This window comes from Psychrobacter sp. Pi2-51, from assembly GCF_904846665.1.
Lineage (GTDB): Bacteria > Pseudomonadota > Gammaproteobacteria > Pseudomonadales > Moraxellaceae > Psychrobacter > Psychrobacter glaciei.
Map to the genome: position 1 here is coordinate 42,751 of NZ_CAJHBP010000020.1, position 12,900 is coordinate 55,650.

Sequence of the window (12,900 nt, forward strand, 5' to 3'; positions counted from 1 at the left end):
TAAATCTTGCCAAACATCGTCAAATAGCTGGTTAATATCCCGATATTATCTGCACTATTTTTCTTGTTTGACGGCAATTTATCTCATTTTTATCACCATTTTTGAAATGAAGACACGCCCTAATCATTCATTGTAGTCTTGGTTATTAGAAATTTTTACTTTTCTAAGCATTTAAAGACCACTTATCTCAGGTCTAAGTGAGTGACCGTCTGTAATTAATGCGCCTCATCCCAGTTTTGACCACTATCAGTCTCGACCAATAGCGGGACTGCAAAGTCGACGTTCCAGCCTTTTTCCACGGCTGTCGTCCTTAAGACATCTTGCATTGCATCGGTAATCAACTGGCTAATCTCATCGACCTTATCGGTATCGACTTCGAACACCAGTTCATCGTGGACTTGTAGCAGCATTTTAGCTTGCTCTTTTGGCAAAACCTTATCCACGGCAATCATAGCAAGTTTGATTAAGTCTGCTGCTGAGCCTTGAAGTGGCGCATTAATCGCCGCGCGTTCAGCGCCTTGCTTGACCATACGGTTGCTATGGGTGATATCAGGCGTATATAGTTTACGGCCCAATATCGTCTCGACATAGCCTTGTTCGTGAGCGCTGGCACGAGTATTGATCATATAGTTTTTCACACCCGGATAGCGATCAAAGTACATGTCAATATAGTCTTGCGCCTCATTTCGGCTCATTTGTAGCTGCTTAGCCAGACCAAAGGCGCTCATACCGTATAGCAGACCAAAGTTAATGGCTTTGGCATTACGGCGCTCAGTTGGCGTGACATCTGCGACCTCTTTGCCAAGTACTTCAGCGGCAGTCGCAGCGTGAATATCTAACCCTTCGTTAAAGGCGTCAGTTAAGTTCTTATCACCTGAAAAATGCGCCATGAGACGCAATTCAATTTGTGAATAATCCGCTGCGAGAATCACGCGACCTGCTGGTGCGATAAAGGCTTGGCGAATTAGGCGACCAGTTGCCGTACGAATAGGAATATTTTGTAAATTGGGATCAGTTGAAGATAAACGACCTGTGCTGGTCAATGCTTGGTGATAGCTGGTATGCACACGATCAGTTTCGCTATCTGCGACATTATCAAGCGCATCGGTATAAGTGCTCTTTAGTTTAGATAGTCCGCGATATTCCAAGGTTATATCGACCAATGGGTGATCAATTTTCGATAGTATGGCTTCACCAGTAGAGTATTGACCGGATTTGGTCTTTTTGCCACCCGGAACGCCGAGTTTCTCAAATAACATTTCGCCGAGCTGCTTAGGTGAGCCTAAGTTAAATTCTTCGCCAGCGATTTCATAAGCCTGTTTTTCAAGCGCGATAATTTCTTCATCGAAGCGCTTAGATAATTCGTTTAAGAATGGGCGTTTAATTAAAATGCCATTTGCTTCCATTTGACAAAGTATCTCTGCCGTTGGAATCTCTAACTCATGTAGCAGCTTGGTATTATTGGCATCGTTCGCCAGCTCAACGCTAAACACCTCAAATAATTGATAGGTAATGTCAGCATCTTCACAAGCATAATCGCTAGCTATATCGATGGCGACTTGGTCGAACGTAACTTGCTTAGCGCCTTTACCCGCGACCTCCTCAAAGCTAATAGTCTGCGTTTGTAGATAATGACGAGCCAAATCATCCATACCGTGGCGAGTGGCCGCTGCATTAATCACATAGCTGGCAAGCATGGTATCCATGGCCCAATTATTGGGTTGTTCATGAATGGCACCGACCAAATCGATATCATAATGACTGAGAATATGCGCATCGTATTTTAGGTGTTGACCGATTTTACCGATGTTTGGGTTTTCCAAAATTGGTTTTAAGCGTTTTAAAACGGTATCACGGTCGAGCTGTTTAGCCGTTAGCTCGTCACCTTCTAGACTATGCATCAGCGGAATGTAGTACGCTTCATGTGCTTGCACAGCAAAGGATAGACCGACGATTTCGGCTTGACGCCAATAAACGCTAGTGGTTTCGGTATCGATAACAAAATGCGGCGCAGATTCTAACAATTTAACTAAGCTGTCAAAAGCAGGCTCGTCTAAAATCGTGTGCCATGCTCTATCAGGATTTTGGCTGTCAGTGATATTATCCATCTTGCTTGATTGTAGCGACTTAGCGATTTGTGCTTGTGATTCAGCATCTGCTTGACTGTCAGCGACACTCTGCGAGCCATTGGCAGGATGATTTGGGTGGTCAAGAGACGCTAGCTCGTTTCTAAACTCAAGCTCATTATACAATTCGCGTAATTCGTCTATATGAGCACAAGGATCGGTATTGATTTTCAGATCGTTCCAATCTTGACCGATAGCTAAGTCTGTCACGATAGTAGCCAGCTTCCTATTAAACGGAATATCGTCAGCGTGTTCAATCAAACCTTTGGCACCGCGACCTTTGATAAAACCAATATGCTTTAACATATTACCGATATCGCCATACTCAACGAGTAAGTCTTTTGCCGTTTTTTTACCGATACCAGGCACGCCTTTGATACCGTCTGAGGCATCGCCCATCAATGTTAAAAAATCAATCATTTGGTTTGGCGTGATACCAAGTTTGTCTACGACCGCTTGAGTGTCCGTGACTTTGCCAGTAAAGCTGTCTTCCAATATGACGCAGTCATTAACCAGCTGCATCATGTCTTTATCGCCAGTTGAGATAACCACATGATGGCCTTGTTCAACTGCACGATGCGCCAGTGTCCCGATGATATCATCGGCTTCTGCACCTTCGATACGTAACAGCGGAATACCTAATGCGGTTACCAAGCGATGGATATAAGGAATCTGCTCTAGCAGTTCGATATCGATGGGCGGGCGAGCGGCCTTGTAATCAGCAGACATATGGTGGCGAAAAGTCGGTGACTTGGTATCGAAACAGACGGCCATATGAGTAGGGTGATAACGACGCATAAGCTTGAGTAACGCATTGAGCGTGCCACGGATGGCATTGGTTATCAGGCCTTGCGAGTTTTGCATGGTCTTTGGTAAGGCATGATAAGTGCGAAACAGATAGTAAGAGCCATCAACCAAGATAAAAGGGGGCTGATTGCTGTCCACATGACTGGTGTCCATGGTCGCTACATTGGGCATGGTATCAAAGTTTGGCAAAGCGGCAGGATCAATCGCTTGATGGGAGTTGTGGTCACTGTCGGTAATGGAGTCGGTCATAGGATCAGTCATAGAAGTCACTTATCAGCTATTAGATAGAAATATGTGCTTATTATAACGATAAAAATGACGTGTGCCGAACTGCTTAAAAGTTATGATAGGTTCTATAGTCAAAACATTCTAAAAACGCGACGGTATGGCTGATATCAATTTTTTGTCGCCTCTGTCTGTGCAGGCACAGCAAGCAAGAAAAATTGATATCAGCAGTGCGTGATGGTTCGATACTACTTTGCACTCACTATATAGTCAGTTCAGAATAAAATCGATACATTACTAGTTAGGTGCGACTGGTATAAATTTTCCTTGCTTGCTGCTATCACAGAGGCTACGAAAAATTAATCCCAGTCGCACTGTATCTGTCTTAAAGTGAATCCACTATAGCGTTATTGTTTTTTGACCAAAATTTAAGAAAAAAAAGAACCCAGCGTTAACTGAGCTCTTTTGTGTCTATTATTGATACTGTCATTGATCAAAAATTATTTTACTTCTGACGTCACTTCACTATCGATATTACCGTGTGTGGCTTTCGAGTATGGGCAAACTTTATTGGCTTTTTCGACCAGCTTTTGAAATTCATCAGCAGATAATTCAGTGTTTTCAGCAGCCACATGAATTTTCACCGCCAATTGAAAGTCTAGACCCTCACCTTTACGTAAATCTACCGATACTTGAGTGGTCGAGTCAAACTTTGCTTTTTCTTCGCCTTTGACTGCCGCAAGTGCGCCATCGAAGCAAGCCGCATAACCCATGGCAAATAGTTGCTCTGGATTATTACCGTCTTTACCTGAACCCGGTGCGACCATGTTAATGGTCAAATCGCTATCTTGCAGACTAGCCTTACCAGAACGACCGCCAGTGACGGTTGCTTGAGTAGAATATAGAGTTTTCATAACACATCCTTTGTAATTGGTTTATTTATATAATTGTTAAATTCAATCAGCCATTAAGCATAACAAACTATGCGCCTAGCTCCATAGGTCAGTCGTAACTATATGCTACGACTTTGTAAGTGAGCATTTGCATGGATAATGAGAATATTTTTAACATTCACCAATAAGCGCTGCTACACAATTAATGGCTTTAGATATATAAGTCATGGCGACATTGATGTAAACTAGTAACATGGTTTTCATACCAATTTTATACCCACATTATCAGCAGAGATGTGCAAAACATCCTAACCGTAAGGACACCTTATTATGAAAGCAACAGTATTTTTGCCTATGACCTTATCCTTGCTCGCAATGGCACTCGTGGGATGTGGTGAAGACGATGACGGTGTCTACGGTTCAGGCGGCAATAAAATTACGCTGACGAGCTTTTCTAATAGCTATGACAACCAAGCCAACGCGAGCGCCATTGCGCGAATCGAACAGACCTACCGTACTGGTGGACGTGAAATAAAAATAAAAAATCTGGTCAACAGTTACAACAACCAAAGTCTTAATAACTTAGACAGAACCGTGCTGGCAGATGATTTTGAAGGCAGACTGGAAAATAACGATATTGAAGTCAATGGTCGCACGGTTAAACGTCCTATTTATGAGACAAACAGCAACAATAAATTGAACTATGAGACCACTTATAAAACCCTTGATTTAGCAGGTTTGAACGCTGGTAGTTATAGTTCTGGCACCAATATAGACAACAGCCGCGGCATCATTACCGATTTGAACAACTATCCTGATATACCAGCCAATGTGACGTTCCCAGCTGGCTCGGTTTGTTATATTCCTGTTGTCACTAGCGAGCGCTCATTTTTGGCTTTTAGTGACAGTAATAAAACGGGCTATAGTACGCTGAACAGATGGATTGACGCTGCTGAAGAACGTTTTAACGACGATAGAGACTTTAGCACCTCGCGCTTTGGGGTGGGTTTTGACAACGACCAAAAAGCGGCGCAAGTGACGTTTTTTGAGTTTAACAACCAGCCTGCTTATCGATACAATGGTGTTGAATATGATAATGATATTTATGAAGCCGATTATGTGGCGCAAGGCCGCATTGAACCGAATACCAACAGTGTGCGCGGTGTCGTTGACTGTACGCTAGTCAATGAGGTGGCAGGGGACTTCTTGGCAGCGCAAATCACGCGCTATTATTAAATTCCAAAAAATGACTGACACTCTCTATTTAACGATCTAGAGAGTGTTTTTTTATGCGCTAATTCTGCACCCTCACGCTAAATCCGCTACAATACGCCCATTATTTATTTTATTTATTGAAATTAATACCCAAAAGAAAGTTACTGTCTAAAAGACAGCCTTTTTGAAGTTAAGGTTGAAGCCAAAAATTATGAGCGTAGATCCAAAGAAATTGAACAAAGAAGTGGCCAAACGCCGCACCTTTGCCATTATCTCGCATCCCGATGCGGGTAAGACCACCATGACCGAAAAGCTGCTGCTATGGGGTCAAGCGATTCAGGTGGTTGGCGAAGTAAAAGGCCGCAAAACTGACCGTCATGCCACGTCCGATTGGATGAGTATGGAGCAGGAGCGTGGTATTTCTATCACCACTTCAGTCATGCAGTTCCCTTATCAAGACCATATGGTCAATCTACTAGACACGCCGGGTCACGCTGACTTTAGTGAAGATACCTATCGTACGTTGACCGCTGTCGATAGCGCGCTAATGATGGTTGATGGTGCGAAAGGCGTTGAGGAACGAACCATCAAATTGATGGAAGTTTGCCGCATGCGTGACACACCGATTATCTCGTTTGTGAACAAGCTAGATCGTCAGATTCGCGAGCCGCTTGAGCTGCTGAGTGAAATTGAAACGGTGCTTAAGATTAAATGTATTCCGTTGACGTGGCCGATTGGTATGGGGCAGGATTTCGTTGGCGTCTATCATTTGACCGAAAATAAGACTTATCTTTACGAAAAAGGTAATGGCGGCAAGATGACGGTCTCTGAGACCCGTGACGGTTATGATTATCCGGACATACGTGAGCGTCTTGGGAAGCTGATGTTTGATGCTTTTGAAGAGTCGCTTGAACTGGTACAAATGGCGCTAGAAGACTTTAGCGAAGAGGCATTTTTAGCGGGTGAGATGACGCCAGTATTGTTCGGTACGGCGCTGGGTAACTTCGGTGTCAATATGGTACTCGATACCCTTGTAAAATATGCACCGCCCCCAAAAGCCCATCCGACTACTGAGCGTGAAGTCTCAGCATCTGAGACAGATTTTACAGGTTTTGTCTTTAAGATTCAGGCCAATATGGATCCGCGTCATCGTGACCGCATTGCATTCTTACGCGTGTGCTCAGGTAAGTACGAAAAGGGCATGAAGCTGAAGCATGTACGTTTGGGTAAAGACGTGCGTATTGCGGATGCACTAACCTTTCTCGCCGGTGACCGTGAAGCGCTAGAAGAAGCTTATCCGGGTGATATTATTGGTCTGCATAATCATGGGACAATTTCTATTGGCGATAGCTTTACCGAAGGCGAGGAGCTGAACTTTACTGGTATCCCTCATTTTGCCCCTGAATTGTTTCGCCGTGTCGTTTTAAAAGATCCTCTGAAGTCCAAGGCTCTACAAAAAGGTCTACAGCAGTTAAGTGAAGAGGGTGCAACGCAGGTCTTTATGCCGCAGATTAACAATGATTTAATCTTGGGCGCGGTGGGTGTGCTACAGTTTGAAGTGGTCGCGCATCGTCTCAAAGAAGAATACAAGGTTCAATGTATTTTTGAGCCAGTATCGATTGCAACGGTACGTTGGATCCATTGCGATGATGATGTGGCCTTGGCTAAGTTTAAGAAAAAAGCCCACGATCAGTTATCAATCGATGGCGGTGGTTATCTGACCTATCTTGCGCCATCGCGAGTCAACTTGCAGCTGATGCAAGATCGTTATCCAGAAGTGACTTTTAGCAATACTCGCGAGCATTAATATCTGTTATTTAAGTATGAGTAAATGGTTGAAACCTATTTTCTATTTTTTAAAAGACACGCTAGCCGTGTCTTTTTTATTGCCTGTCGTTTAGGGTCTGTTGAACATTCAAATATTAGGACTGCTGATCGCTAAAATCGTCCCAAACTAGGCGTAAACCGACGATAATGTCTATACCTTAGCTAGGTTTACAACAACGTTTGGGACGATTTTAGCATCAGCCTTTCAGGGCAAGGCTATTTTTTGCCAATACATGGCGAAATTGTCTAACCTAGAACGACTAGGCGTCAAAAATTTCACTGTGTATTGTCTAAAAAATAGCCACTGCCAGTTCCACATTTGAATGTTCAACAGACCTTAGTCCGTTATTAAATCGCTATCTCTCATAAACATCGATACATCAATACTTTGGAACTGGCACCTTGACACTGGCACTTTGAAACCAGTCTTTTGAAACTGGTACCTCAAAAGATTAATACCTCAAAAACACAAACAGTGTTTCAACAATACATCACAGTAGTTACGGTAGAATATTATTAACCATTATATTATTAACCATTGTTTTTTTATGGAAAAAATTATGACAGTCACACCTCAATCTAGTAGCGCCACACCAAAAGCCAACCAGTCGTTAGTACTGAGAAGGACCAGTCTACGCCGAGTTGGTACGTTAGTGACTGGCCTACTATTTGGGGCAATGGCGATGTCAGCTAATGCGGGTAATCTCATTAGCAGTACCGATTATTTGGATTATGAGTTGCCCAACGATGTGCAAGAGAAATGTGCCGAACGACAGAATTGTCCAGAGATCGAGATTAAGTATCTCAAAACCAATCATGATTGGATAAACGGTATTACCAATGCCCGTATCAATCATTTCGTCGTCAATAGTAAACCGACCGAGTCAGCATCTATTAATACCAGAGCGACGCCAGCCATTGTCAAGGCAGCTATCGATGACTTTGCAAGCTCACAATTTATAGATATGCCAAACGACAGTTCAGGGTCGTATAATTTGATGGTCACGCCTGATTATTTGGGGCATGTGAGTGATTTTGAGTTGTTTGAAATCAACTCGTATGTGTTTACAGGTGGCGCGCATGGCATGCCCTATAGTGAGTATTTAATATTCGATGCCAGCAGCAAAAAACAAATCCAACTGGCAGATATGTTGCAGACAGGCAAAAAATCACGTTTTGAGGCGCAAGCTTACGCTGCTTATAAAACGTGGGTAAAAACGGTCGATAATGACTTGAGCAGCTATGAGAAAAACTGGCCATTTACCCTGAGTGATAACGTCACATTGACGGATAAAGGCGTCGATATTCGCTATCAACATTATTCTATTGGGCCTTATGCTTATGGGATGCCAGTCTTAAGTATCCCTTACAGTAAGCTTGGTGGTGTGATCAAGCCGCGTTTTATGCCCAAATAACCGTTTTATTCCGAAATAATATGAGTCATAAATTTTAGAGAACCATTGAATATTTAATAATAAATTAAGGAGCGATGTTATGACGAGCGATATAGAAAACACAGCAGCGACAACAGAGTCAACAGTTACAGACACTTGGCGTCTCAACGCTTTAACAGTAGCGCTGGGTGATCTGGCACTGACTGTGAGCGACAGCTTGTCTGTGGGACGTGGCAGTGATAATGATGTGGTACTTGGCAGCAAGGAAGTATCACGCAATCACGCGGTGCTGAGCGTACTAAACGGTAAGCTGTACGTCAAAGATTTAGACTCCTCTAACGGTACGTTTATTAATGAGCAACGTATTGATAGCAATAAGTCTAAGCATCTTGAGGCCAATGATACGCTTGGCTTTGCCAGTTTTGCCTTCACAGTAACGCCGTTGAGTGTCGTAAATGAGGCTGTAGTGGATGAAGCTGTAGAGCAGCCAGTCATCGCTGAAGAACCGATAGTCGACCACGAACCTGTCGTTGATGTTACTGCTGCGCCAGTTCTCGCATCAGATTCTGTTAATACCCATGATGCTAATACCCATGATGCTGAGTCTAGCGTTGCCGATTCGAGCAGTGTTGATTCTGAAACTGTTGCTTCCAAAACCATTGACTCTGAGATTAGTCCGTCTCCCGTCGTAGAAGAGCAGGTAGCACCGACTGTTGCTGACAAACCAGAGATGGCTACTGATACACCAGAAGTGAATCCTGAGCCGCCTGTAGAGGTTGAGCCTATCGTGAAAGAAACCATCATTGCAGATGTGTTGTCATCAGTGAATAGCTCGGATAGCACTCCTGTTCAACCAGCGGATATTACCGAAAGCAAGGTTGATAAGACTAATGAGGCAGCTACTCCAGTCGTTAAAGAAACGATGATCGAAGAAGTCTTAACCGCCAAAGATACTGTGGATACCACACCTGTGCAAGCGACTCCAGTTGCCGCCGCCGCAGTAGACGAGCCGACGCCCATTACTGAGCAAGAGAATGCTATGTCTAAAGAGGTCATGCCTACAGAAACAATAACTGAGACGCCTGTTGCTGAGACGCCTGTTGCTACTGAAAAGCCTTTAGCCAAACAGCCCGTTGTCGAGCAACCAGCATTAGACAGTGCAGAGCATGACAAAACCACCAAAACTGAACTGCAGGAAGAGGCTGATCCGGATGTCTTACGTGCTAAGCAAGCAGCAACTGCTCAGTTTTCAGGTACGGCCAATCTAGGACAGGATCACGATCTCGGTACCGAAGGTAATAATGCCATGGATCAAGCCGTTGATAACCCTGCCAATGCTGGATACGTAGAGAAGAAGCCCAGCGGTGGTTGGTTTATATGGGTGTTTGCCGTCATTCTTATCATTGGCTTAGCGCTATGGCTGTTCAATATGGGCGGTGTATAAGCCAAGCTTTGGCATGTCCATCATGTCATGCTGAGATGCATTAAGGCTAACATCCTTATACTTATAACTAGCGTTCTATAGCGTCAACGTTCATGAGAGTGTTGACGCTATATTTTAATTGTGCTTTTACTCTCTTTTTAAGATTGCTTTTAAGTTTATGGCCTTTTGCCAATATTGTGTTAAGAGACAGCTACTATGATGACCTTTGTAGAATATCAAGCTTTCAAAAATCAAGGCTTTAGTCATGCCCCTTTGGTAAAAAAACGTTTGATGGATGCGCAAACGCCCGTGTCGGTATTCTCTAAAGTACGTGATTTGAATGGTTCTGCTTATCTGTTTGAGTCCGTGGTAGGTGGTGAGCGCTGGGCACGATACTCTATGATAGGCTTGGGCAGTGATCTGATAGTACAGTATGCTAACGGTAGTATGACGACCAAAAAAAACGATCATACGGACACCGAGTCAGTAGAAAATCCATTTGAATATATTCGTCAGTTAATGGCTCAGTACCAGATGCCAACAGTTAAGGATATTCCCACATTACCGAGCTTCAGTGGCGGTTTGGTGGGTTACTTTGGCTATGACATGGTGCGGGTCATTGAGCCTAGTGTAGGCCTGTCTGATGCGCCTAATCCGATGTTAATGCCAGATATGTGGCTGATGCTCTCGATGAGCGTCATCGTCTTTGACAATTTAGAAAATACTTTATCAATTATTGTTTATGCTGATTGTCAGGCTGAGGATGGTTATAGCATGGCCATACGTGAGCTAGAAAAAATCGAAGAGAAGTTGGCAGAGCCGTCAAATTTATCTGCGCCAGTTATGCCGACTCCAGCTTTTACCTCGCAGACAAGTGTAGAAAAATATGTTGGCGACGTCAAAAAGATAAAAGCTCACATCGAAGAAGGCGCTGTGACGCAAGTGGTCGCATCACAGCGTTTGACGGCGGATTATACAGGTGACTCACTGGCTGTCTATCGTGCGCTACGATACCTCAATCCATCACCTTATTTATTTTTGGTACATGGCTATACGCTTGATGATCACAAGCGTTTTGATATCATTGGCGCTTCTCCTGAAAGCCTGTCACGTATCGAAAACGGCAAAGTGACGGTGCGTCCACTGGCTGGTACCCGTAAGCGTGGCCGAGATGAAGCAGAAGATCTAGCACTCGAGCAAGAGCTACTCAACGATGAAAAAGAGACTGCCGAGCATTTAAGGTTCATTGATTTAAGCTGCGAGGATATTGGCCGTGTCTGTACAGATGGCAGTGTGAAAATTACTGAAAAGATGTCTATCGAGCGTTATTCACAAGTCATGCATATTGTGTCCAATGTTGAGGGCAAGGTGCTGCCTGATAAAGATACGCTAGATGTGTTTTGCGCTACCTTTCCTGCTGGTACATTATCAGGCGCACCTAAAATTCGTGCTATGCAAATCATTGACAAAATAGAGCCGGTGCGTCGAACAGTGTTTGGGGGCTCAGTAGGATATCTGGGCTGGAATGGGAATATGGATACGGCTATCGCTATCCGGACAGCAGTGATGCGCCGTGGCCAAATACATATCCAAGCAGGGGCAGGGATCAATGCCGACTCTGTACCAGAGGCGAAGTGGGATGAAACCAATAAAAAAGCACTTATATTGGTAAAAGCGGTAAAAATGGCCTGTAATGGATTGTATATTCGTTAGCGATATTGTCAGTTGTATCGCAAAAATAAGAGTCGCAAGCATAAAGAGCCATCAAGCTTGAATTTTTATCTGAAAAAAATAGCAATACAATCAATGCCTTGAATATTATTATTAAAATAATTAGAAAAAACATGAAAAAGAGCTTGCGTCTATCCAAATATTTGATAGAATAGCCACCACTTTGAGAGAACAAGCCGACTTAGCTCAGTTGGTAGAGCAACTGACTTGTAATCAGTAGGTCGCCAGTTCGATCCCGGCAGTCGGCACCATCTCTCTCAAAGTAGCTTTTTATGAATATGTCTTGAATTAAAGCCATTTTTATTCAAAGCAACCTAAGGTGGGATTGGGGAGCGGTCAAACCCAACAGACTGTAAATCTGTCGCGAAAGCTTCGAAGGTTCGAATCCTTCTCCCACCACCATATTTTCTAAGTTTGTCATAGCGCCAAGCATACTCGATATATAATTACTCTTTATTAGAGTGAGCTTACAGAAGAGTAAATGCGGGTGTGGTATAATGGTAACACCTTAGCCTTCCAAGCTAATGACGCGGGTTCGATTCCCGCCACCCGCTCCATATAGGCACAATCGCAAAAACTATTAAACATTCATCACGACAGTCAGTATATTATTGCTGTATCGTGATATTTTTTTTAGTGCAACCCACTGGTTGGCTACTGTAGTTGTTAAAAGCATGCTCATATAGCTCAGCGGTAGAGCACTCCCTTGGTAAGGGAGAGGTCTCGAGTTCAATTCTCGATATGAGCTCCATTTATTATTTAGCCTTTTATGTTTGCTTTGCTACTTTAACACACCGCTTTATGTCGATATCGAAATTATAGAATATTGAAAACAATAAAAAATTGGTACGGTAAATAAAAATTTAAGGGTGACACTGAGGTGTTGCCTTTTAGTGCTGTCAATTTCTAAATCAATTGCATTCACAAAAAAATACTGTAATGACAATGTTGTATAATACAGTGTAATGCTTGAAAAGCTAGTGATTGAAAAGTAGGTATAATGCCTGCATATAAAAGTATGGTGTTTACATTGTACTAAAGCATTTAACAGCAACACGATAAAGTAATTTTTAGTAGATAAGCCATAGCGTCAACGGTTTGATGGTTTTGTACGCATCATAAGCCGTCAAACAGCTATTCATCGATCTTTGACTGATAAAGATTCACCAAAAAAAGAGGAAATACCCATGGCAAAGGCCAAGTTTGAACGCAGCAAGCCACACGTCAACGTCGGTACCATCGGACACGTTGACCATCGG

At 43.3% G+C, this 12,900-nt stretch carries 7 protein-coding genes, 4 tRNA genes and 1 pseudogene; 10 read left to right on the top strand and 2 right to left on the bottom strand.

All coding sequences use genetic code 11. The features are described from left to right. Positions 1–215 precede the first annotated feature (215 nt). On the bottom strand, positions 216–3,194 hold the full coding sequence (gene polA, locus JMY08_RS10670) for a DNA polymerase I (protein WP_413786699.1): 2,979 nt from the start codon (positions 3,192–3,194) through the stop codon (positions 216–218). 464 nt (positions 3,195–3,658) lie between these two features. Next, complete coding sequence (locus tag JMY08_RS10675) at positions 3,659–4,072, bottom strand: Ohr family peroxiredoxin (RefSeq protein WP_189582612.1); 414 nt, start codon at positions 4,070–4,072, stop codon at positions 3,659–3,661. A 309-nt stretch (positions 4,073–4,381) separates the two neighbouring features. On the opposite strand from JMY08_RS10675, the gene JMY08_RS10680 reads away from it, so the two are divergent. The 10 genes and pseudogenes from JMY08_RS10680 to JMY08_RS14135 form a co-directional block, all read left to right on the top strand. Continuing rightward, on the top strand, positions 4,382–5,287 hold the full coding sequence (locus JMY08_RS10680) for a hypothetical protein (protein WP_201593268.1): 906 nt from the start codon (positions 4,382–4,384) through the stop codon (positions 5,285–5,287). Between the two features lie 190 nt (positions 5,288–5,477). Further along, positions 5,478–7,073: a peptide chain release factor 3 gene (locus JMY08_RS10685; protein ID WP_010201724.1), complete on the top strand. Its 1,596-nt coding sequence runs from the start codon at positions 5,478–5,480 to the stop codon at positions 7,071–7,073. 580 nt (positions 7,074–7,653) lie between these two features. Continuing rightward, positions 7,654–8,508 carry an RsiV family protein gene (locus tag JMY08_RS10690; protein ID WP_201593269.1) on the top strand — a complete coding sequence of 285 codons (855 nt, stop codon included), beginning with the start codon at positions 7,654–7,656 and terminating at the stop codon, positions 8,506–8,508. Between the two features lie 79 nt (positions 8,509–8,587). Further along, entirely contained in the window at positions 8,588–9,931 is a 1,344-nt protein-coding gene (locus JMY08_RS10695; RefSeq protein WP_201593271.1) for an FHA domain-containing protein, read from the top strand. Between the two features lie 195 nt (positions 9,932–10,126). Further along, positions 10,127–11,623 (top strand): anthranilate synthase component I family protein, encoded by a 1,497-nt coding sequence (locus tag JMY08_RS10700; RefSeq protein WP_201593273.1) that lies wholly within the window; start codon positions 10,127–10,129, stop codon positions 11,621–11,623. 193 nt (positions 11,624–11,816) lie between these two features. After that, positions 11,817–11,892 (top strand) — tRNA-Thr (locus tag JMY08_RS10705). A 67-nt stretch (positions 11,893–11,959) separates the two neighbouring features. Further along, a tRNA-Tyr gene (locus JMY08_RS10710) sits at positions 11,960–12,043 on the top strand. An 81-nt stretch (positions 12,044–12,124) separates the two neighbouring features. Continuing rightward, positions 12,125–12,198, top strand: a tRNA-Gly gene (locus tag JMY08_RS10715). 119 nt (positions 12,199–12,317) lie between these two features. Further along, positions 12,318–12,392, top strand: a tRNA-Thr gene (locus JMY08_RS10720). Between the two features lie 436 nt (positions 12,393–12,828). Then, positions 12,829–12,900: pseudogene (locus JMY08_RS14135) on the top strand (elongation factor Tu); the annotation flags it as partial.

Bases quoted from the DNA above. Each gene is read 5' to 3' on its own strand.
- polA (WP_413786699.1), bottom strand. From the start codon at position 3,194: ATGACTGATCCTATGACCGACTCCATTACCGACAGTGACCACAACTCC.
- JMY08_RS10685 (WP_010201724.1), top strand. From the start codon at position 5,478: ATGAGCGTAGATCCAAAGAAATTGAACAAAGAAGTGGCCAAACGCCGC.
- JMY08_RS10695 (WP_201593271.1), top strand. From the start codon at position 8,588: ATGACGAGCGATATAGAAAACACAGCAGCGACAACAGAGTCAACAGTT.
- JMY08_RS10690 (WP_201593269.1), top strand. From the start codon at position 7,654: ATGACAGTCACACCTCAATCTAGTAGCGCCACACCAAAAGCCAACCAG.
- JMY08_RS10700 (WP_201593273.1), top strand. From the start codon at position 10,127: ATGATGACCTTTGTAGAATATCAAGCTTTCAAAAATCAAGGCTTTAGT.
- JMY08_RS10675 (WP_189582612.1), bottom strand. From the start codon at position 4,072: ATGAAAACTCTATATTCTACTCAAGCAACCGTCACTGGCGGTCGTTCT.
- JMY08_RS10680 (WP_201593268.1), top strand. From the start codon at position 4,382: ATGAAAGCAACAGTATTTTTGCCTATGACCTTATCCTTGCTCGCAATG.